The organism is Hydrogenophaga sp. OTU3427, assembly GCF_038440225.1.
Lineage (GTDB): Bacteria > Pseudomonadota > Gammaproteobacteria > Burkholderiales > Burkholderiaceae_C > Hydrogenophaga.
Window position 1 is genome coordinate 39,235 of record NZ_JASATI010000027.1, and the last position, 19,698, is coordinate 58,932.

Genomic DNA, 19,698 nt, shown 5'->3' on the forward strand with positions numbered 1-19,698 from the left:
CGCCGTGATCGCCCTGCACGAGCGCCTCGACTATTCGGCCATGCCGGAGCGGGCGCCGCTGGCCTGGCCCGGGGGCGCGCGGCTGGCGTTGTGGGTCGCGCCCAACATCGAGCACTACGAGTACCTGCCGCAGCAGGTCCGCGTGCGCGACCCCTGGCCGCGAGTGCCTCACCCCGACATCCTGGGCTATGGGCTGCGCGACTACGGCAACCGCGTCGGTGTGTGGCGGCTGATGGAGGTCTTCGACCGCTACCGGCTGCCCTGCACCGTGTCGCTGTCCTTGGCCGTGCTGGACATGTACCCCGACATCGCCGAGGCCATGCTCAAGCGCGGCTGGGAGTTCATGTCCCACGGCCTCTACAACACGCGTTACCACTGGGGCATGGGCGAGGACGAGGAACGCGCGGCCATCGCCGAATGCCAGGCCATCCACCGGCGCCACACCGGGCGCTCGCTGACGGGCTGGTTCTCGCCGGCCGCGTCCAACACCGTGCGCACGCCCGACCTGGTGGCCGAGGCCGGCATGTCCTACCTGTGCGACCTCTACCACGACGACCAGCCCACGCCCATCCACGTGCGCCAGGGCGAACTGTTCTCACTGCCCTACAGCATGGAGATCAACGACAGCATCGCCTGGCGCCGGGGCATGGAGGCCGAGGCCTTCGCCCAGAAGATCCGCGACGAGTTCGACACGCTCTACGCCGAGGGCGGCCGGGTCATGAACATCGCGGTCCACCCCTTCATCATGGGCCAGCCACACCGCATCGAACACCTGGCCCAGGCCCTTGATTACATCCTCGGCCACAGCGGCGTGTGGTGCGCCACCGGCGCCGAGATCATCGACTGTTACCGCCAGCAGGCGGCCCACTGGACACATTCATGACCCAAGCTCCCGACTACATCCGTGCCTACATGGCCGACCGTCCGGTGGACGCCGCCCGCGCCGCCCTGTGCATCATCGACATGCAGTACGCCACCGGCTCGCGCCAGGGCGCGCTGGCGCGCAAGCTGCAGGCTGAGGGCTCTCGCACGGGCGACTACCGCTTCGACCGCATCGAGCGCTTTGTGCTGCCCAACACCTTGCGCCTGCGCGAGCACTTCAGCCGCCTGGGCCGCCCGGTGCTGCACGTCACGGTGGGCGCGGCCCTGCCCGACGCCAGCGACGCGCCCATCCACATGCGCAAGCTCTTCGTCGAGTTCCGCAACCACGTCGGCAGCCGGGAACACGAGATCGTCGACGAACTCAAACCCCGGCCGGGCGAACACGTGCTGCGCAAGACCACCATCGGCGCCTTCGCCTCGACCCACATCGACAGCCTGCTGCGCGCGCTGGGCTGCGAGCAGCTTTACCTGACCGGCGTCTCCACCAACATGTGCGTGGAGACCACCGCCCGCGAGGCGGCCGACCGCGGCTACGGCGTGACCCTGGTGGAGGACGCCTGTGGCACCACCCACGAGGACCTGCACGAGGTCACGATGCGCAATTTCCAGCGCCTGTTCGGCCGCGTGCGCGGCACGGCCGAGGTTCTGGCCGAACTGGAGCCCGTCCATGTCTGAGCCTCCCATCAAACGCGTGCTGGTGGTCGTGCCTTTCGCCATGTCGGCCGACAACCTGCTGCTGCGCCAGGCCCAGCTGCAAGGCCTGTCCTTCGGCGACGGCCTGCGCTTCGAATACCGCGCGGTGCGGGCCGGCCCGCTCAACTATTCCAGCCACCACGACTTCGTGCTGGCCGACGCCGCCAACTTCGAGGCCGGCTGCCGCGCGCAGGAAGAAGGCTTCGACGCCGTCTGCATCGACACCATGAGCGATTCTGGCGTGGCCGCGTTGCGCTCGGTGCTCGACATCCCCGTCTTCGGGCCGGGCAAGACGTCCATGCTGGCGGCGCTGATGCTGGGCGACCGCTTCTCCATCCTGACCATGGCCAGCCGCTGGAAGCCGCTGTACAAGAAGGCGCTGGACGAGCTGGGCCTGCACCACAAGTGCGCCTCGGTGCGGGCCATCGAGGTCACGCCCGACAACCAGAACCTGCTGTCGGGCAAGGAGGAGGACGTGTTCCCGTTGCTCGAAGCCGCGGGCCGGCGCGCCATCGAGGAGGACGGCGCCGAGGTGCTGATCCTGGGCTCGACCACCATGCACCAGTCGCACGCCTGGCTGAGCGCCCGCCTGCCGGTGCCCGTCATCAACCCCGGCCCGCTGAGCTACAAGATCGCCGAGTCCATGCTGGCGCTGGGCCTGGCCCACAGCGCCGTGGGTTACCCGCGGCCCATGCACCCGCGGCTGGACCTGTTGCAGACCATGCTGCGGGCGGGCGAACAAAGTCTGAAGGACCACCCATGACACGCCTGCTGACCGCCACACAGGTGGCCGCCTACGAAAGCGATGGCTATGTGTTCCCGGTCGATGTGCTGAGTGCCAGCGAGGTGTCCGGCCTGCGTGGCGAACTGCAGGCCTGGGAGGCGGCGCAGGGCGGGCCGATCGACTTCCCCGAAAAGTCCAAGTCCTACCTGCTGTTCAAATGGGCCGACCAGCTGGTGCACCACCCCCGGGTGCTGGACGCGGTGGAGGACCTGATCGGCCCCGACATCCTGGTCTACCACTCGACCCTTTTCCTCAAGGAAGCCCACACCGAGGCCCACGTGCGTTGGCACCAGGACAGCACCTATTTCTACCTGGAGCCGCACGAGCACGTGACGGCCTGGGTGGCCTTGTCCGACGCCACGGTGCTCGCGGGCTGCATGCGCGCGCTGCCGGGCAGCCACCGCTGGGGTGCCTTTGAACACGACGACCGGCCCGGGCCGGACAACATGATCCGCCGGGGGCAGGGCATCAGCGAGCGCTTCGACCACGAGACGGGCAGCTTCATGCCGGTGCTGGCAGGCCAGATGTCGCTGCACCACACGGACCTGGTCCACGCCTCGGGGCCCAACCACGGCAACGACCGCCGGATCGGCTTTGCCATCAGCTACATCCCGGCCCACGTGCGGCCCACCGGGCGGGTCCAGCCATCGGCCCTGTGTGTGCGGGGCCGCGACCACGGGCACTTCGTGCCCGAGCAGCGCCTGGACAGGCCGTTGTCGGGCGAGGCCAGGCAGGCGCACACCGATGCGCTGGCGCGCTTTCGGTCCTTGCAGGACACGGGCTTCGCACCAGCCTGATCAACCTCTTGTGGCGCTGCGCCGCCGTGGCGTCAACGTCAGCCGCGAGATCAGCTCGAACACGGCCTCGCGCAGCCAGCGGTAGGCCGGCTCGTCGTGCAGGCGCTGGTGCCAGTACTGCTTGATCTGGAAGGGCGCCAGTTCCAGGGGAGGCTCGAACAGTCGGATCGGCAGCAGCTCGCAGAACAGGGTGGCCAGGTCCTCGGGCACGGTGGTGATGAGGTCCGAGCCCGCGATCAGAAAAGGCAGGGCGGCCAAGCGGGGCACCGTCAGGGTCACGTCGCGTGTCAGGCTCAATTGGGCCAATGCCTGTTCGATGTTGTAGTGCTGCACGCCCCTGCCGGCATACACCGCGTGCTTGCATTGCAGGAACTGCTCCAGCGTCAGCCGCTTGCCCACCACGGGGTGGTTCTCGCGCGCGAGCGTGACATAGCGTGTTTTCCGGAGGTTCTGCTGCCGCGCCCAATTGGGCATGCCCAGGAAGTAGCCGATGGCCAGATCCACCTCGCCGCCGTCCAGCGCGTCCACGACCTCATCGGCGCGCAGGTCGATCACGGTCAGCCGCGACAGCGGCGCGTGCTCACGCAGGTAGGCCATCAACATGGGCATGAGCACGATGAGGCCGGTGTCGTTGATGTAGACGCGGTAATTGATCGTCGACGTGGCCGGCGAGAACTCCGAGGCCGAGTCCACGCCGCGCAGCAACTCCAGCACCTGGGCCACACGCGGGGCCATGTCGTCGGCGTAGGGCGTGGGCCGCATGCCGCGCGAGGTGCGCACGAACAGTGGGTTGTCGAAGTGGCCGCGCAGTCGCTTGAGGGCCGCGCTCACGGCCGGCTGGGTCAGGCCCAGCTCGTCGCCCGCGGCCGACAGGCTCTGGTGGCGGTGGATGGCGTCGAAGCACAGCAGCAGGTTGAGGTCGAAGCGCAACAGGTCCATGGCGGGGGTGTCCTGATATCAATTTGGTTGATATCGAAGATAAATCATTTTGTTAGGCGTTGATATCGCATCGGCATAGACTGCCGAAAACACCAACGATGGAGACAAGGTCTTGCACACCAACGAACCGTCGGTCGCGCCGGGAACCGACCTCGTGACGGCCCTGGCCCGCGCATCCGCGCAGCCGCTGTGGGACCGTTACCAGCGCATCACGCGTCGCCAGCCGCTGGGCCTGGGCGCGCCTGGCCACTGGCCCTGGGCGCGGATGGCGCCGCTGATAGCCCGCGCCGTGGCCGAGGTGTCCATGGCCGACGCCGAACGCCGCGTGCTGCTGCTCACCCATACCGATCTGCCGGGCGCGGCCACCACCGGCAACCTGCTCGCCGGCCTGCAGACCCTGCTGCCCGGCGAGGTGGCCCACCCGCACCGTCACACCATCGCCGCCCTGCGTTTCGTGATGGAGGGCGAGGGCGCGCGCACCACGGTCAACGACGAGGCCTGCGCGATGGTGGCCGGCGACCTGGTGCTCACGCCGGCCTGGACCTGGCACGGCCACACCCACGCGGGCACGGACCGCATGGTCTGGTTCGACGGCCTGGACCTGCCGCTGTGTGCCCACCTCGACACCATGTTCTTCGAGCCCGGCGTGCCTCCGCTGCGGCACGCCGACCCACCGCCCACGCGCCCTTCGCCGCCCCAGCCGGGTGTGGCCACGCTGGGGCCCGACGCGGTGGACGATCCGGCGGGCAGCCGCTTCCGCTACGCCGCCGCCCGCGCCCGCGCGGCCCTGGCCGCCGCGCCGGCATCGCCCGACGGCAGCCGCCGCCTGCGTTACGTCGATGGCCGCAGCGGCGGCCCGGTGCTGCCTTCGCTGGACTGCCACCTCACGGCCCTGGCACCCAGCCGCCGGGGGGCAGCCCACCGCAGCACCGCCAGCGTGGTGTGTGTGGTGGTCGCTGGCGAGGGCCGGAGCGAGATCGGTGACCAGACCCTGCACTGGACCCGCAACGATGTGTTGGTGCTGCCGCACTGGCAGTGGGTGCGCCACCAGGCCGGCCCTGACGGCGCCACCCTGTTCAGCATGAGCGACCGCGAGCTGCTGGACAGCCTGCACTACCTGCGAGAGGAAACACAAGCATGAAGCTCTGCCGCTTCAATGGCGGACGCCTGGGCGTGGTGCGTCCCGAGGGCATCGTCGATGTCACGCCGGTGCTCGACCTCCTGCCCGCACAGCGTTACCCGTTGCCGCGCCACGACCTGCTGATCGCCCACCTGCCCGCGCTGCTGCCGGCCATCGAAGCGGCCGCCGCCGTGGGCGAGCGCTTCGATCCCGTCCAGGTGTTTTACGACCCGCCGGTGGCCAACCCCGGCAAGATCATCGGCGCGCCCATCAACTACCAGGCCCACGCGCAGGAAAGCGCCAGCAACGCCCAGATCGGCCACGGGCGCGCCATCACCAGCATCGGCGACTGGGGCCTGTTCCTCAAGGCCGGCAGCGCCCTGGTGGGTGTGAGCGCGCCCATCACGCTGCGATTTCCCGAGCGCCGCAACGACCACGAGATCGAGCTCGCGGTGGTGATCGGCCGCCGCTGCCACCAGGTGGCGCAGGCCGATGCGCTCCAGCACGTGGCCGGCTACGCCACTGCGCTGGACATGACCTTGCGTGGCACCGAATTCCAGTGTTTCCGCAAGTCCATCGACAGCTACGCCGTGCTGGGCCCCTGGCTGGTGACCGCCGACGAGGTGCCCGACCCGGGCGCGCTCGACCTCTGGCTGAACGTCAACGGCGAGCCGCGCCAGCGCGCCAACACCCGCCAGCTGATCTACGACGTGCCGCGCCTGATCGCCTTCGCCTCGTCCTTCTACACGCTGGAGCCCGGCGACGTGATCATGACCGGCACGCCCGAGGGCGTGGGGCCGGTGCTGCCCGGCGACCTGATCGAGGCCGGCGTGCAAGGCCTGGGCGACCTGGCCATGCGCGTCGCGCCCGACTATGCATGACAACGGGCATCCCGCCCACACCGGAGACACCGTTTGAGCACCCTCAACATCCTGGGCATCTGCGGCAGCCTGCGCGCCGGCTCCTACAACCACATGGCGCTGGACGCCGCGCGCCAGCGCATGCCGGCCGGCATGGCGCTGTCGCTCGCCGACCTGGCCGACGTACCCTTTTACAACAAGGACGTGGAGGACGCCGGCCTGCCGCCGGCCGTGGCGCGCCTGCGTGACCAGGTGCTCGCCGCCGACGCGCTGCTGATCGCCAGCCCCGAATACAACTTCTCGGTCACCGGCGTGCTCAAGAACAGCATCGACTGGCTGTCGCGCTGCAGCCCGCAACCCTTCAAGGACAAGCCCGTGGCCATCCTCTCGGCCACCCAGGGGCCCGTGGGTGGAGCCCGAAACCAGTACGAGCTGCGCAAGATCTTGGGCTGCCTGGAGGCCCTGGTGCTGCACAAGCCCGAGCTTTTCATCAACTTCTGCCACACCAAGTTCGATGCCCACGGCCAGCTCACCGACGAGACCACGTCCAAGCTGCTGACCGACCAGCAGGCCGCGTTCGAACGCTGGATACGGCGCATGCGCCTGCCCGCCGCCTGAACAGCTCTCCTTTCCCCGCGCCCCACCCACAACACCTGGAGACAAGACGATGACAAGCCACACTTTCTCGCTGACCCGCATGAGCCGCCGATCGGTGCAGTTCGCCCTGGCCTGCGCAGCGCTGGCGGTGGTGCCCGCGCTGGCGCAGAACACCATCAAGATCGGCATGATCACCGACAAGGTGGGGCCGGCCAAGCCCTATGCCGAGCCGGTGGCGGCCGGTGCGATCTACGCCGTCAAGGAGCTCAACGCCAAGGGCGGCATCCTGGGCCGCCAGGTGGAGCTGATGGTCGAGGACGACCAGGGCCGGCCCGACATCTCGGCCACCGCCGCGCGCAAGCTGGTCGACGCCGGTGCCGCCTTCATCCTCTCGGTGTCGCTGACGCCGGCCACCCAGCAGGCCCAGACCGTGACGCTGGAGACCAAGACGCCGCACATCACGCCGTCCAACAGCGGCGACACCCTGACCACGCAGATCCAGAACCCCAACTTCTGGCAGACCGGCCCGCTGGGCTCGACCCAGATCGCCACCCTGCTGTCCTACGCCGCCAACAAGAACTACAAGCGCGTGGCCCTGATCACCGAGAACTCCGACCTCGGCCAGCTGACCAACCGCTTCTTCAAGGCCGGCATCGAGAAGGCCGGCATGCAGATCGTGGCCGAGGAGGTGGTGCCGCGCGGCTCCACCACCGCCGAACCGCAGATGCAGAAGCTGCGCGCCGCCAACCCCGAGGCCATCTTCCTGACCGGCGTGCTCACGCCCGAGAACGCGCTCATCCTGCGCGCCTACCGCCAGCTGGGCGTGAAGGCGCCGCTGCTGGGCAACTACAACTTCTCGGTGCCGCAGACGGCGGTGGTGGCCAAGGGCCTGCTCGACGGCGTGGTCTTCGTCGATGCCTTCGACCCCGCCAAGCCCGAGGTGCAACGTTTCATCGAAGGCTTCCGCAAGGACAGCGGCGTCGAGCCCTACAACCTCAACGGCTACGGCTACGACGGCATGATGCTGGTGGCCGACGCCATCAAGCGCGCCGGTGGCACCGACAAGGACAAAGTGCGCGAAGCCATGCAGGCGACCAAGGGCTTCAGCGGCGTGATGGGCGCGGTCGGTTCGTCCTACGGCTTCGCCGACGGCAAGCGCACCGGCTTCGACACCAACGGCATGGTGGTGCGGGTCTACGAAGGCGACAAGCAGGGCAAGGTCGTGCACGTGGGCGCGAGGTAAGACTCCCCCCGCGCCGCCTTCGGCGTCACCCCCCAGGGGGCGATGCCTACCGACCGGCGGAGCCGGAGCGGTGGCATCCCCGGATGAGGATGCCTCACCCGATGCGTGTGTGTTTTTTCGGTCTGGAACCTTGAACCCATGAACGATTTCCTTGAGCTGGTGGTGGGCGCCACGGCCAGCGGGTGTGTCTACGGCCTCGTGGCCCTGGGCTACCTGCTGATCACGCGGCCCACGGGCATCATCAACTTCGCCGTCGGCGAGTGGGCCATGGTGGCGGCCTTCGGTGCCTATGTGCTGCTGTCGCGTTTCGAGCTGCCCTATGCGCTGGGCATGGCCCTGGTGCTCGTGTTCATGTTCGCGCTGGGCTGGCTCACCGAGCGGCTCACGGTGCGGCCGCTGCTGAACAAGGGCGCGCCGCCGCTGGCGCCCATCCTGGTGCTGCTGGGCATGCTGGTCGTGTTCCGCGAGTCGGTCTCCATCGGCTTCGGGCCCGACCCGCAGCCGGTGCCGCCGTCGTTCGGTTTCGGCCGGCTGGAGCTGGGTCCCATCGCCGGCTCCTACCAGAGCTTCTTCATCATCGCCCTCACCGCGCTGGTGTTTGTGGCCGCCTGGTATTTCTTCGAACGCACGTTGGCGGGCAAGTCCTTCGAGGCCGTGGCCATCGACCGCCGCGCCGCCGCGCTGATGGGCATCAACCTGGGGCGTGTGACCTCGCTGTCCTTCGCCGCCGGCGCGGTCGTGGCCGGCTTGGCCGGCATGCTGGTGGCGCCCAATGTCTCGGCCCATTACCTCATGGGCATGCCGCTGGCCATACAAGGTTTCACGGCCCTGGTCATCGGTGGCGTGGGGCGGGTCGAGGGCGCCTTGCTGGGCGGCCTGATCCTGGCCTTCGCCGAGCAGTTCACCGTGCGTTACGCGCCGGTGCCGCCCGGCCTGGCCATGGGGGTGCCGCTGCTGTTGCTGATCGTTTTTCTGCTGGCACGCCCCACCGGCCTGCTGCGGGCGCGGGAGGCACGCGCATGAAAACCTGGCTGTACTACCTGCTCGCGGCCATCGTGCTGTCGGCCACGGCCTTCATGCTCGGTGCCTACCAGACCGACATCTACCGCAAGCTGCTGCTGTGGATCACGCTGGCGCTGAGCTACAACTTCCTGTTCGGCATCTCCGGCCAGGTGGCGTTCTCGCACTTCAGCTTCTACGGCATCGGTGCCTACGCCATCGTCATCCTGGTCACGCAGCTGGGCCTGCCGCTGCTGCTGGCTGTGCCGGCCACCGTGGCCATCTGCGTGCTGCTGGCCTTGCTGGTGGCCTTGCCGGCGACGCGGCTGGAAGGCTTTTACCTGGCCCTGGCCACGCTGGCCTTTGCCCAGCTGTTCATCGTCGCGCTCAACGAAGGCGGCAGCCTGACGGGTGGCACCGGTGGCCTGGCCAACTACCGCCTGCCCGACATCTTCGGCCTGCGCGTCACCGGCCCCTGGTACACGGTGGTGATCGTGTTGCTGATGCTGTCCACCCTGGCCACGCTGTGGCGGCTGGATCGCTCGTGGTTCGGCCGCGCCTGCCGCGCCGTGCGCGACAACGCCGAGGCCGCCGCCGCCATGGGCGTGAACGTGCGCCGCACCAAGGTGCTGGCCTATGCCATCACCAGCGCCATGGCCGGCGTGGCCGGCATGGTCTATGCCTTCGTCGACAACAACGTCAACCCGCACATCTTCGGCCTGGAGAACGCCTTCTTGCTGCTGTTCATGGTCATCGTGGGCGGCAGCGGCCAGCACGCGGGCGCCATCCTGGGCGCGGTGCTGCTCTACGTCATGCCCTTCGTGCTGTCGCCCCTGATCGGCCACCACCACGCGCTGGTGTTCGGCCTCTTCATGGTGCTGGCGGTGATGTTCCAGCCCAAGGGCCTGATCGGACTGTGGCTGCGCTGGGGCTGGCGCCCGCGCACCCAGGCCGCCTCGGCCGCACCGCCGGCGGCGCCCGCGGCCGTGACACCTTCCAAGGGGGCCGCATGAACACCAGCACTCCCGCCCTGCTCAGCGTGCGTGGCCTGGGCATGCGCTTCGGTGGCCTGCAGGCCGTGGCCGACCTCGACCTGGACGTGCATGCCGGCGAGATCCTGGGCGTGATCGGCCCCAACGGCGCCGGCAAGAGCACCACCTTCAACATGATCGCCGGCGCCTTGCCGCCCAGCACCGGCGAGGTGGTGTTCGATGGCCGCTCCATGGCCGGCGTGCCCACCCACGGCTTCGCGCCGCGTGGCATCGTGCGCACCTTCCAGCACAACAAGGCCTTCGACAGCCTGTCGGTGCGCGAGAACGTGATGGTGGGCATGCACACCCGCATGCCGGCCACGCTGTGGCAGGTGCTGGCTGGCACGACCGCGGCCCGTGCCGCCGAGGACCAGGCCCAGCGCCGCGCCGACGAGCTGGTGGCCTTCGTGGGCCTGGGCGAATGGCGCGACGCCGAGGTGGCCACGTTGTCCTTTGGCCAGGGCCGGCTGCTGGAGATCGCCCGAGGCCTGGCCGCCCAGCCGCGCCTGATGTTGTTCGACGAACCCGCCGCCGGCTTGACGCCGGCCGAATGCGAACGACTGGGCGGGATCATCCGCGGCATCGCGGCCCAGGGCATCGCGGTGCTGCTGATCGAACACGACATGCGTTTCCTGATGGCGCTGGCCGACAGGGTGGTGGTGCTCAACTTCGGCCGCAAGATCGCCGAGGGCACGCCCGAGTCGGTGCAGGCCGACCGCGCGGTGGTGGCCGCCTACCTCGGCGATGTCGGAGGGCTGGCCCATGCTTGAACTGCAGAACGTCAGTGCGGGCTACGGCCATGGGCCGGTGGTGCAGGGCGTGTCGCTGACGGTGGCCAAGGGCGAGACCGTGGCCCTGCTGGGGCCCAACGGGGCCGGCAAGTCCACCCTGCTCAACGCCTTGTCGGGCACCCTGGTGCAGCGCGGCGGCGCGATGCGGCTGGACGGTGCCGATCTGGCGCGGATGCCCAGCCACCAGATCGTCGAACACGGCTTGGTGCAGGTGCCCGAGGGCCGCCACGTGTTTGCCCCCATGTCGGTGGCCGACAACCTGCGCCTGGGCTCGGTGAGCCTGGTGCGGCGTGACCGCCATGCCGTGGCCCGGCAGTTCGACTTCGTCTACCACCTGTTCCCGCGCCTGGCCGAGCGCCGCGCGCAGCTGGCCGGCACGCTGTCGGGTGGCGAACAGCAGATGGTGGCCATCGGCCGCGCTCTGATGGCCCAGCCCCGGCTGCTGCTGCTCGACGAGCCTTTCCTGGGCCTGGCGCCGCTGGTGGTGGAGGAAATCCGCTCCGCCCTCAAGCGCCTGCGCGAGGGGGGCCTGACCATGCTGCTGGTGGAGCAGAAGCTGGACATCGCGCTGCCCTTCACCGAACGCGCCTATGTCATGGTCAAGGGCCAGATCGCCCTGGCCGAGGACAGCGCCGTGCTGGCCCGCCGCGATGACCTGTCGCAGCTGTATTTCAAACTCGCCCAGCAAAACTGAGGACGACGACATGCCTGCTCCCATGCGCGCACGCCACAGCCAGTCGCCGGCCAGCCGCGGAGTGCATCACCTCGCGCTCAACACCGAGGACATGAAGCTCACCATCGACTTCTACACCCGGGTGCTGGGCATGCCCCTGGTGCACGCGCTGCGTGTGCCACCGGGCGTGGGCACCGGTGCCGGCAACCGCGGCAACCCGCCGTTCGAGAACCTGCGCCACTACTTCTTCGACGCCGGTGGCGATTGCCTGGTGGCTTTTTTCGAGCTGCCCGCAGGCGCCAAGCCGCAGGCCGACCGCAACGCCGTGGCCGCCATGCAGCACTGCTCCTTCGCCACCACCGAAGCGCAGTTCCAGGTGCTGCACCAGCGGCTGCTGGACGAAGGTGTGCCGGTGATCGGCCCCATCCCGGTGGGCGCGCAGACGTGGTCGATCTACTTCTTCGACCCCAACGGCATACGCCTCGAATACTCGTGGCAGGAGCTCGACGGCGAGGACGTCCAGGTGGTGCAGCGCTGGACCCAGACCGCCGAGGAGGCCCTGGCCGAACTGCGCACCCTCAGCGACGACCCGGCCTGGCTGGATGCCGTCACCCGCCACCTGCCCACCCACCGCTAGGAGCCCCGACATGAGTGCCTTCATCCCCATCCGTGGTCTGCACCACTTTGCCTACCGCTGCCGCGACGCCGAGGAGACGCGCCGCTTCTACGAAGACCTGCTGGGCCTGCCGCTGACCCACATCGTGCGCGCCGACACCATCCCCAGCACCGGCGAACACTGTCCCTACGTGCACCTGTTTTTCGAGATGACCGATGGCAGCTCGGTGGCCTTCTTCGACCTAGGCGACAACGAGGCCAGCGAGCCCTCGCCCAACACGCCACGCTGGGCCAACCACCTGGCGCTGCGGGTGGACTCCACCGACGCCGTGCGCCAGGCCCAGGCCCGGCTGGTGGCGGCCGGTGTCGACGTGATCGGCCCGGTGGACCACGACGGTTTTGTGTTGTCCATCTACTTCTTCGACCCCAACGGCGTGCGCCTGGAGCTGACCACCAACACCGCCAGCGCCGAGGAACTGGCCACTTTCCGGGCAGAGGCGCGCGCCAAGTGCGACGCCTGGACGCGTGAGAAGACCGAACGCCTGACAACCTGATGCATCCCATGACCACCCAGACCTACGAAGTGTTGCCCGAATGGGTGCACATCTCCTTTGCCGAGCAGGCCGCCTTCAAGTCGGTCTATGGTTTTGCCGGATCGCTGGGCACGGTGCACCTCGAAGGCATACGCTACATCCCCCAGGGCGTGCCGGCCCAGACGCTGCTGATCTACATGCACCCGGCCACCACCCTGCAGCTGCTGCCCATGCCGCGCGCCATGGCCGAGCGCGGCATGCACGTGTTGTGCGCAGGCAGCCGCTACGCCCGCAACGACAGCGCCCTCATCATGGAAAACGTGGTGGTGGACCTGGGCGCCTACATGCGCCATGCGCGCGAGGTCTGGGGCTACCAGAAGGTGGTGCTGGTGGGCTGGTCCGGCGGTGGCTCGCTGGCCCTGTTCTACCAGCAGCAGGCCGAACGCCCCAGCATCACCCACACGCCGGCCGGCGACCCCTGCCACATCATGAGCGCGGGCCTCATGCCGGCAGACGCCTTCATCTTCCAGGCAGCCCACGTGTCGCGTGCCGTCACCTTCGCCGACTGGATAGACCCCAGCGTGCTCGACGAGAACGACCCCGACCGCCGCGATCCCGAACTCGACCTCTACCACCCCGACATCCGGCCCCCCTACAGCGCCGAGTTCCTGGCGCGTTTCCGCGCCGCGCAACTGGCCCGCATCCGCCGGCGCACCGCCTGGGTCAAGGAAACGCTGGCCACGCTGCAGCGCCGTGGCGGCAAAGAGATGGAGCGCGGTTTCGTGACCCACCGCACCCTGGCCGAGCCGCGTTTCCTCGATGCGAGCATCGAACCCAACGACCGCCCCATCGGCACCTGCTTCATGGGCGTGCCCGAGACCGCCAACAGCGGTCCCATCGGCCTGGCGCGTTTCTCCACACTGCGCTCCTGGCTGTCCCAGTGGTCGCCCGATGACACCCACTGCCACGGCGAGACCTGCGCCGCCGGCATCAGCGTGCCCATGCTGGCCATCGAACACTCGGCCGACGACGCCGTGCCACAACCCCACACGCAGCGCATCTTTGACGCCGCGGCCAGTGCCGACAAGACCAAGGCCGTGATCCAGGGCGGCAACCACTACTTCGTGGGCCAGCCCGAACTGCTGCAGCAGGCGGTGGACCTGTGCCAGACCTGGCTGCGCGAGCGCCACCTGGTCGACTGAACCGCGGGACAGCGCGTGGGTGGCATCCGGGTTGCAGCGCTTGCGCAGGCACCTGGAAACTCTTATACTTAGTGATCTAAGTAAATTGAAGGCGAGCGCTGTCATCCCCACGCTCGCATCCACCGCAGGAGAGCCGCCATGATCACCCCCGAAGAAAACGACCTCTTGTGCCGCGTGGTCGGCGACGCGCCCATGGGCCAGCTGATGCGCCGTCACTGGACGCCGGTCTGCCTGACCGAGGAGGTGCCCGAGGCCGACGGCACGCCGGTCAAGGCGCGCGTGTTCGGCGAGGACCTGGTGGTCTTTCGCGACAGCGACGGCCGCGTCGGCGTGCTCGACGAAAAATGCCCGCACCGCCGCGCCTCGCTGGTCTACGGCCGCAACGAGGAGGGTGGCCTGCGCTGCCTCTACCACGGCTGGAAGATGGACATCGAGGGCACGGTGCTGGAGATGGTGTCCGAGCCGGCGGCCAGCGGCTTTGCCGACAAGGTGAAACACAAGGCCTACCCGGCCAAGGAATGGGGCGGTTTTGTGTGGGCCTGGTTCGGTCCGGCCGACGCCGTGCCGGCGTTCGTGCCGCCACCCTGGGCACCCACCGAAGACGCGCGTGTGGCCATCGCCAAGGTGCTGCTGCCCTGCAACTGGGCGCAGATCCTGGAGGGCGCGATCGACTCGGCCCACAGCTCCAGCCTGCATTCGTCGGACATGGTGCCGGCGCGTGTGGACGGTGCCAAGGCCACCGCGAACAACTGGCTGCGCCCCTCCACCGACAAGGCGCCGCGCATGCAGGTGCAAAAAGGGGGCTACGGCTTCCGCTACGCCGCCATCCGCCGGCCGATCCAGAACGCGGCCACCCACGACTACATCCGCTCCACCGTCTTCCTGGCGCCGATCTCGGTGCTGATTCCGCCCAACAACCTCTACAACGTGGCCAACGTGAACGTGCCCATGGACGACACGAACACGGCTTTCTACTTCATCGCCTGGGGCCATCCCAGCCAGACGCCCGAGACCGAGACCTGGCGCAAGTTCCTGCGTCAGACCGTGGGCGTGGACCTCGACGCCGACTACCGCCCGCTGCGCAACGAGGCCAACCGCTTCTGGCAGGACCGCCAGGCCATGAAGGCGGGCAACTTCACCGGCATCACCGGCTTTCCCAACCAGGACGTGGCCATGTGGCTGACCATGGGGCCGATCGCCGACCGCACCCACGACCGCCTCGGCGCCAGCGACCTGGCCATCGTCGAATTCCGCAAGCAGATGCTGGAGGCCGTGCGCGCCTTCCAGGCCGGCGCGCCTGCCATCGGCACCGGCGACGACGCCATCCCGCCCAGCGTCTGCGCCTACCAGGCCGTCGTGCCCAAGACCACCGACTGGCGCGCCTTCGAGACGCGTTACGTCTGGCCCGGTGACGGTGTCGACCGCAGCGCGTACGAATCTTCCTACAACGTCTGAAGCCGCCCATGTCCCAACTCCAGCTCTCCGTCGCCATGGGCGACTACGACCGCACCCGCGCCCTGCTCGACGGCCGGGTCCAGATCGATGGCGTCGACCCGGTCTTCATGAACCTCTATCCGGAGGAGATGTTCTTCCGCGCCATGCGCAGCCAGGAGTTCGACATCTCCGAGCTGTCTCTCTCCAGCTACTGCGTCAAGACGGCCAGGGGCGACTGCCCCTACGTGGCGGTGCCGGTGTTCCTCTCGCGCGCCTTCCGCCACACGTCCATCTACGTGCGCAAGGACCGCATCAGGAAGCCCGAGGACCTCAAGGGCAAACGCATCGGCCTGCCCGAGTACCAGCTCAGCGCCAACGTCTGGGCGCGCGCCATCCTGCAAGATGATTACGGCGTGGCGCCCGAGGACGTGACCTGGGTGCGCGGCGGCATCGAGACCCCGGGCCGGCCCGAGAAGATCGCGCTGCAGCTGCCGCCCGGCGTGAAGCTGGAAAGCGCGCCCGAAGGCGTGACGATTTCGGACCTGCTGGACCGCGGCGAGATCGACGGCTTCATGGCGCCGCGCCCGCCCAGCGCCCACGTGATGGCCAACCCCCACGTGGGCTGGCTGTTCGACGACCCGACCGCCACCGCCAAGGACTACTACCGCCGCACCGGCATCTTCCCCATCATGCACGTGGTGGGCGTGCGCAAGACCCTGGTCGAGCGGCACCCCTGGCTGCCGGGCGCCGTGTTCAAGGCCTTCGGCCAGGCCAAGGCGGCGGCGCTGGAGGCCTTGTCCGACACCTCGGCCACCAAGGTCACGCTGCCCTTTGTGGAAGAACAGCTCAAGGCCGCGCGCGAGACCATGGGCGAGGACTACTGGTCCTACGGCGTGGACAAGAACCGCGCCACGCTGGAGGCCTTTGCGCGCCACCACCACGCGCAGGGCCTGTCATCGCGCCGCCTGTCGGTGGACGAGATCTTCCACCCCGCCACCTACGAGACCTACGCCATCTGAGCGGTCGCGGGCGGCGCGCCCTGCGCCCGCGCGGTCGCGATCAGGATGTCCAGCAGCGAGCGGATCGGCCCCTCGGGCTCGGTCTTCTCGGGCGTGAGCACCTGCACGCCGCGCTGGTGCAAGGCCAGCTCGGGCAGGGCGCGCGCCACCAGCTCGCCGCGCTGCAGCAGGTGGGCCGCGCCCAGGGCCGATGAAAACACCACCGCCTCGCCGCGCACCGCCAGCGCCAGCAGGGTGGCGAAGTCGCCGGTGAAGGCCGGGTGCACGCGCAGGCCTTCGAGGTTGCAGACCAGTTCCACCAGCTGGCGCACCGTGGTGCCCACCGGGGCCATGGCCAGCGGCTGGCCCACCAGGTCGGCCAGCCGGGGCTGGGGCAGGTGGGCGATCGGGTGCCCGGGCGCGCACAGCAGCCAGATCGGTGCCGGCTGCTGGTGTTCGATGCGCAGCCCGGCTTCGGGCGTGACCGAAAACTTCAGCCCCACATCGACATCGCCCCGCAGCAGCAGGCGGCTCACGCCCTCGGGCGAGGTCGACACCTGAGCCAGGCCACAGTCCGGGTGGCGGCGGCGAAAGGTGCTCATCACGTCGGTCATGTAGCCGCTGGTGAAGCCCTCGGTGCAGGCCAGGCGCAGCGTCACGGGCTGCTGGCGCTGGCTGCCCTCCAGGTCCTCCAGCAGGCGCTGCAGCTCCAGCGCCGTGTGGCGCAGCCCGCCGGCCAGGCGTTCGCCGGCGCTGCTGAGCACCAGGCCGCGCCCGCGCCGCTCGAACAGCACCAGCCCCATCTGTTCTTCCAGCAGGGCCACCTGCCGGCTCACGGCCGAACTCGCCACGTGCAGCTGCTCGGCCGCCAACGTCACCGACCCGGTGCGTGCGACCTCCAGGAAGTAGCGGGTGGCGGTGCTCAACAGCTTGGGCTTCATGGTCGGATTTTGATTGCCTTTTTGGCAATTGACGATGCGAAACATAAAAATTGTGCGAAATGCGGCCGGCGCCTACAGTGGCTCACACACGAACGGAGTCCCCTTTGAGCACACGACACACCGCCCTGCAGAACGCCGCCCGCTGGTTCGACGAAGGCCACTTCCAGGCCGAACTGGCGCGCCGCGTCGCCCACGCCACGGCCAGCGACGCCGGTGGCGGCATCGAGCCCTTGGCCGGCTACCTGAGCGAGGCCATACAGCCCGGGTTGCAGGCCCTCGGTTTTGAATGCGAACTGCTGCCCAACCCCACCGGTGGCGCCGGTCCGCTGCTGGTGGCCCGCCGCATCGAAGACCCGGCCCTGCCCACGGTGCTGACCTATGGCCACGGCGACGTGGTCAATGGCCAGGACAGCCAGTGGCGCGCCGGCCTCACGCCCTGGACCCTGACGGTGGAGGGCGACCGCTGGTACGGCCGTGGCACGGCCGACAACAAGGGCCAGCACACCATCAACCTGGGCGCGCTGGCCCACGTGATCGCCGCCCGCGGTGGCCGTCTGGGCTACAACGTGACCGTGCTGCTGGAGACCGGTGAAGAGGTGGGCAGCCCCGGCCTGCGCGAGCTGTGCGAGCAGGAGCGCGAGCGCCTGCGCGCCGACCTGCTGATCGCCTGCGACGGGCCCCGGGTGCACGCCCGCAAGCCCACGGTCTTTCTGGGCTCGCGCGGCATCGTCAACTTCCGCCTGCGCCTGCGGGCCCGCGAGCGGGCCTACCACTCGGGCAACTGGGGTGGCGTGTTGACCAACCCCGGTGTGGTCATCAGCCACGCCGTGGCCACTCTGGTGGACGCGCGCGGTCGCCTGCTGGTCGAAGGCCTGCGGCCGCCGCCGGTGGAGGCCGCGGTGCGTGCCGCGCTGCGCGAGGTCGCGATTGGCGGTGACGCCGACGACCCGGCCACCAACCCGGCCTGGGGCGAGCCTGGCCTGAGCGAGGCCGAGCGCCTGATGGCCTGGAACACCCTGGAGGTGCTGGCCCTGGGCGCCGGCGCGCCCGATCGCCCCATCAACGCCATCCCGCACACGGCGGTGGCCCATTGCCAGCTGCGTTTTGTGCCAGGCACCCGCTGGACCGAGCTGGCCCAGATCGTGCGCGCCCACCTGGACGAGCGCGGCTTCACGGACGTGGAGGTCGAAGTGATCGCCGCCACGCCCGCCACCCGCCTGCCGCTGGACAACCCCTGGGTTGCCTGGTCGCTGGCCTCCATCGAACGCAGCGTGGCCCAGCCCGCCACCTTGCTGCCCAACCTGGCCGGCTCCCTGCCCAACGACGTGTTCGCCGGTGTGCTGGGCCTGCCCACGCTGTGGGTGCCGCACTCCTACCCGGCCTGCAGCCAACACGCGCCCAACGAGCACCTGCTGGGCTCGGTGGCGCGCGAGGGCCTGCAGCTCATGGCCGGCCTGTACTGGGACCTGGGCGAGCGCGACAGCGCGCCCTGGTTCCAGGCCGCCACCCGCACCGCCGTCAGCGCCTGACCGATCCCCCTTCCTCCACCCTCCGAAAGCCTGCCATGTCCTCCCCCACCCGGCGTCACGCCCTGGCCTCGCTGGCCGCACTTCCCATCGCGCTGCTGGCGCCCACCGGCGCTGTCTGGGCCCAGAGCTGGCCGAGCAAGCCTTTGCGCCTGGTCGTGCCCTTTCCGCCCGGTGGCGCCACCGACACCAGCGCCCGCCTGATCGCCGAACACCTGGGCCGGCGCCTGGGTCAGAGCGTGGTGGTGGACAACAAGCCGGGCGCGGCCACGGTGATCGGCGTCGAGGCCGTGACCAAGGCCCCGGCCGATGGCTACACCCTGCTGGTCGCCGGCGTGGGCAGCTTCTCGGTGCTGCCGGCGCTGCGCAGCAACTTGCCCTTCAACGTGGAGAAAGACCTGGCGCCGGTCTCGCTGTTCGTCAGCACGCCGGTGGTGCTGGTGACGCCGTCCACCCGGCCCTTCCGTCGCCTGAGCGATTTCATCGCCGCCGCCAAGGCCCAGCCGGGCCAGCTGCGCTACGCCACCTATGGCGCCGGCAGCGCGCCCCACCTGGCGGGCGAAATGCTGGCCGCCGCGGCCGGCGTCGACATGGAGCCCATTCCTTACAAAGGCGCGGCCGAAGCCCAGCTTGCGCTGCTGCGGGGCGATGTGGACCTCGGCTTCGAGACCCTCTCGGCCACCGGGGCCCACCTCAAGTCCGGCAAGCTCACCGGCCTGGCCGTCAACAGCGCCAAACGCAGCAGCTTCGTGCCCGAGCTGCCCGGCATGGCCGAGCTGGGCCTGGGCGCGGCCGCCATCGAGGCCATCTACGGCATGGCCGCACCCGCCGGCACACCGGCGGCGGTGTTGACCCGCCTGTCCGGCGAGATCGCCGAGATCATGGCCCTGCCCGAGGTCAAGGACAGGCTGGGCGCGCTCTACCTGGAGCCCACGGCCCTGGGCGCCACCACCATGGCCAGCACCGTGGCCGCCGAAACCAGCAAGTACCGCGCCGTGGCCGCGCGCGCCAAGATCAACCTGAACCAGTAAGCCGCTTCC

At 69.3% G+C, this 19,698-nt stretch carries 21 protein-coding genes; 19 read left to right on the forward strand and 2 right to left on the reverse strand.

Features of this window, described 5'->3' with window-relative positions:
• Positions 1–4 precede the first annotated feature (4 nt).
• From AAHB17_RS15795 to AAHB17_RS15810, 4 genes are read left to right on the forward strand one after another with little or no spacing between them, the layout of a single operon-like run.
• Positions 5–883 carry a polysaccharide deacetylase family protein gene (locus tag AAHB17_RS15795; RefSeq protein ID WP_342131593.1) on the forward strand — a complete coding sequence of 293 codons (879 nt, stop codon included), beginning with the start codon at positions 5–7 and terminating at the stop codon, positions 881–883.
• Positions 880–1,557 carry a cysteine hydrolase family protein gene (locus tag AAHB17_RS15800; RefSeq protein ID WP_342131594.1) on the forward strand — a complete coding sequence of 226 codons (678 nt, stop codon included), beginning with the start codon at positions 880–882 and terminating at the stop codon, positions 1,555–1,557. Before AAHB17_RS15795 ends, AAHB17_RS15800 begins: the two co-directional genes overlap by 4 nt.
• On the forward strand, positions 1,550–2,338 hold the full coding sequence (locus AAHB17_RS15805) for an aspartate/glutamate racemase family protein (protein ID WP_342131595.1): 789 nt from the start codon (positions 1,550–1,552) through the stop codon (positions 2,336–2,338). Before AAHB17_RS15800 ends, AAHB17_RS15805 begins: the two co-directional genes overlap by 8 nt.
• On the forward strand, positions 2,335–3,156 hold the full coding sequence (locus AAHB17_RS15810) for a phytanoyl-CoA dioxygenase family protein (RefSeq protein ID WP_342131596.1): 822 nt from the start codon (positions 2,335–2,337) through the stop codon (positions 3,154–3,156). Before AAHB17_RS15805 ends, AAHB17_RS15810 begins: the two co-directional genes overlap by 4 nt.
• Here the strand turns inward: AAHB17_RS15810 and AAHB17_RS15815 are convergent, their stop codons facing one another.
• Positions 3,157–4,095 (reverse strand): LysR family transcriptional regulator, encoded by a 939-nt coding sequence (locus AAHB17_RS15815; RefSeq protein ID WP_342131597.1) that lies wholly within the window; start codon positions 4,093–4,095, stop codon positions 3,157–3,159. It lies immediately after the preceding gene.
• Between the two features lie 112 nt (positions 4,096–4,207).
• Between AAHB17_RS15815 and AAHB17_RS15820 the strand changes: the two genes are divergently transcribed.
• From AAHB17_RS15820 to AAHB17_RS15880, 13 genes are all read left to right on the forward strand, one after another.
• On the forward strand, positions 4,208–5,236 hold the full coding sequence (locus tag AAHB17_RS15820) for a cupin domain-containing protein (protein ID WP_342131598.1): 1,029 nt from the start codon (positions 4,208–4,210) through the stop codon (positions 5,234–5,236).
• Positions 5,233–6,096 carry a fumarylacetoacetate hydrolase family protein gene (locus AAHB17_RS15825; protein WP_342131599.1) on the forward strand — a complete coding sequence of 288 codons (864 nt, stop codon included), beginning with the start codon at positions 5,233–5,235 and terminating at the stop codon, positions 6,094–6,096. The genes AAHB17_RS15820 and AAHB17_RS15825 overlap by 4 nt, the downstream gene beginning before the upstream one ends.
• Before the next feature lie 33 nt (positions 6,097–6,129).
• Entirely contained in the window at positions 6,130–6,693 is a 564-nt protein-coding gene (locus AAHB17_RS15830; protein WP_342131600.1) for an NADPH-dependent FMN reductase, read from the forward strand.
• 49 nt (positions 6,694–6,742) lie between these two features.
• Positions 6,743–7,915: an ABC transporter substrate-binding protein gene (locus AAHB17_RS15835; RefSeq protein WP_342131601.1), complete on the forward strand. Its 1,173-nt coding sequence runs from the start codon at positions 6,743–6,745 to the stop codon at positions 7,913–7,915.
• Positions 7,916–8,053: 138 nt separating this feature from the next.
• Positions 8,054–8,938 (forward strand): branched-chain amino acid ABC transporter permease, encoded by an 885-nt coding sequence (locus AAHB17_RS15840; protein WP_342131602.1) that lies wholly within the window; start codon positions 8,054–8,056, stop codon positions 8,936–8,938.
• Positions 8,935–9,927 (forward strand): branched-chain amino acid ABC transporter permease, encoded by a 993-nt coding sequence (locus tag AAHB17_RS15845; RefSeq protein WP_342131603.1) that lies wholly within the window; start codon positions 8,935–8,937, stop codon positions 9,925–9,927. Before AAHB17_RS15840 ends, AAHB17_RS15845 begins: the two co-directional genes overlap by 4 nt.
• Entirely contained in the window at positions 9,924–10,715 is a 792-nt protein-coding gene (locus tag AAHB17_RS15850) for an ABC transporter ATP-binding protein (protein ID WP_342131604.1), read from the forward strand. The genes AAHB17_RS15845 and AAHB17_RS15850 overlap by 4 nt, the downstream gene beginning before the upstream one ends.
• Positions 10,708–11,430 (forward strand): ABC transporter ATP-binding protein, encoded by a 723-nt coding sequence (locus tag AAHB17_RS15855; protein ID WP_342131605.1) that lies wholly within the window; start codon positions 10,708–10,710, stop codon positions 11,428–11,430. Before AAHB17_RS15850 ends, AAHB17_RS15855 begins: the two co-directional genes overlap by 8 nt.
• A 10-nt stretch (positions 11,431–11,440) precedes the next feature.
• Positions 11,441–12,046, forward strand: a complete 606-nt coding sequence (locus AAHB17_RS15860; protein WP_342131606.1) for a VOC family protein — start codon at positions 11,441–11,443, stop codon at positions 12,044–12,046.
• 10 nt (positions 12,047–12,056) lie between these two features.
• Positions 12,057–12,578 carry a VOC family protein gene (locus AAHB17_RS15865; RefSeq protein WP_342131607.1) on the forward strand — a complete coding sequence of 174 codons (522 nt, stop codon included), beginning with the start codon at positions 12,057–12,059 and terminating at the stop codon, positions 12,576–12,578.
• Between the two features lie 8 nt (positions 12,579–12,586).
• Positions 12,587–13,759 carry an alpha/beta hydrolase family protein gene (locus AAHB17_RS15870; protein WP_342131608.1) on the forward strand — a complete coding sequence of 391 codons (1,173 nt, stop codon included), beginning with the start codon at positions 12,587–12,589 and terminating at the stop codon, positions 13,757–13,759.
• 138 nt (positions 13,760–13,897) lie between these two features.
• Complete coding sequence (locus tag AAHB17_RS15875) at positions 13,898–15,214, forward strand: Rieske 2Fe-2S domain-containing protein (RefSeq protein ID WP_342131609.1); 1,317 nt, start codon at positions 13,898–13,900, stop codon at positions 15,212–15,214.
• Between the two features lie 8 nt (positions 15,215–15,222).
• The gene (locus tag AAHB17_RS15880; RefSeq protein WP_342131610.1) at positions 15,223–16,212 is read left to right on the forward strand and encodes a PhnD/SsuA/transferrin family substrate-binding protein; all 990 of its coding nucleotides are present in this window, start codon (positions 15,223–15,225) and stop codon (positions 16,210–16,212) included.
• On the opposite strand, the gene AAHB17_RS15885 is transcribed toward AAHB17_RS15880, so the two are convergent.
• On the reverse strand, positions 16,200–17,132 hold the full coding sequence (locus AAHB17_RS15885; protein WP_342131611.1) for a LysR family transcriptional regulator: 933 nt from the start codon (positions 17,130–17,132) through the stop codon (positions 16,200–16,202). The genes AAHB17_RS15880 and AAHB17_RS15885 overlap by 13 nt on opposite strands.
• Before the next feature lie 104 nt (positions 17,133–17,236).
• Between AAHB17_RS15885 and AAHB17_RS15890 the strand changes: the two genes are divergently transcribed.
• Together AAHB17_RS15890 and AAHB17_RS15895 are read left to right on the forward strand one after the other, a co-directional pair.
• Positions 17,237–18,661 carry a M20 family metallopeptidase gene (locus AAHB17_RS15890; RefSeq protein WP_342131612.1) on the forward strand — a complete coding sequence of 475 codons (1,425 nt, stop codon included), beginning with the start codon at positions 17,237–17,239 and terminating at the stop codon, positions 18,659–18,661.
• A gap of 35 nt (positions 18,662–18,696) precedes the next feature.
• On the forward strand, positions 18,697–19,689 hold the full coding sequence (locus tag AAHB17_RS15895) for a Bug family tripartite tricarboxylate transporter substrate binding protein (RefSeq protein ID WP_342131613.1): 993 nt from the start codon (positions 18,697–18,699) through the stop codon (positions 19,687–19,689).
• The last annotated feature ends 9 nt before the right edge of the window (positions 19,690–19,698 follow it).

Coding starts and splice junctions, on each gene's coding strand:
- AAHB17_RS15800 (WP_342131594.1), top strand. CDS start 880: ATGACCCAAGCTCCCGACTACATCCGTGCCTACATGGCCGACCGTCCG.
- AAHB17_RS15805 (WP_342131595.1), top strand. CDS start 1,550: ATGTCTGAGCCTCCCATCAAACGCGTGCTGGTGGTCGTGCCTTTCGCC.
- AAHB17_RS15810 (WP_342131596.1), top strand. CDS start 2,335: ATGACACGCCTGCTGACCGCCACACAGGTGGCCGCCTACGAAAGCGAT.
- AAHB17_RS15815 (WP_342131597.1), bottom strand. CDS start 4,095: ATGGACCTGTTGCGCTTCGACCTCAACCTGCTGCTGTGCTTCGACGCC.
- AAHB17_RS15825 (WP_342131599.1), top strand. CDS start 5,233: ATGAAGCTCTGCCGCTTCAATGGCGGACGCCTGGGCGTGGTGCGTCCC.
- AAHB17_RS15835 (WP_342131601.1), top strand. CDS start 6,743: ATGACAAGCCACACTTTCTCGCTGACCCGCATGAGCCGCCGATCGGTG.
- AAHB17_RS15840 (WP_342131602.1), top strand. CDS start 8,054: ATGAACGATTTCCTTGAGCTGGTGGTGGGCGCCACGGCCAGCGGGTGT.
- AAHB17_RS15845 (WP_342131603.1), top strand. CDS start 8,935: ATGAAAACCTGGCTGTACTACCTGCTCGCGGCCATCGTGCTGTCGGCC.
- AAHB17_RS15850 (WP_342131604.1), top strand. CDS start 9,924: ATGAACACCAGCACTCCCGCCCTGCTCAGCGTGCGTGGCCTGGGCATG.
- AAHB17_RS15855 (WP_342131605.1), top strand. CDS start 10,708: ATGCTTGAACTGCAGAACGTCAGTGCGGGCTACGGCCATGGGCCGGTG.
- AAHB17_RS15860 (WP_342131606.1), top strand. CDS start 11,441: ATGCCTGCTCCCATGCGCGCACGCCACAGCCAGTCGCCGGCCAGCCGC.
- AAHB17_RS15865 (WP_342131607.1), top strand. CDS start 12,057: ATGAGTGCCTTCATCCCCATCCGTGGTCTGCACCACTTTGCCTACCGC.
- AAHB17_RS15870 (WP_342131608.1), top strand. CDS start 12,587: ATGACCACCCAGACCTACGAAGTGTTGCCCGAATGGGTGCACATCTCC.
- AAHB17_RS15875 (WP_342131609.1), top strand. CDS start 13,898: ATGATCACCCCCGAAGAAAACGACCTCTTGTGCCGCGTGGTCGGCGAC.
- AAHB17_RS15880 (WP_342131610.1), top strand. CDS start 15,223: ATGTCCCAACTCCAGCTCTCCGTCGCCATGGGCGACTACGACCGCACC.
- AAHB17_RS15885 (WP_342131611.1), bottom strand. CDS start 17,132: ATGAAGCCCAAGCTGTTGAGCACCGCCACCCGCTACTTCCTGGAGGTC.
- AAHB17_RS15895 (WP_342131613.1), top strand. CDS start 18,697: ATGTCCTCCCCCACCCGGCGTCACGCCCTGGCCTCGCTGGCCGCACTT.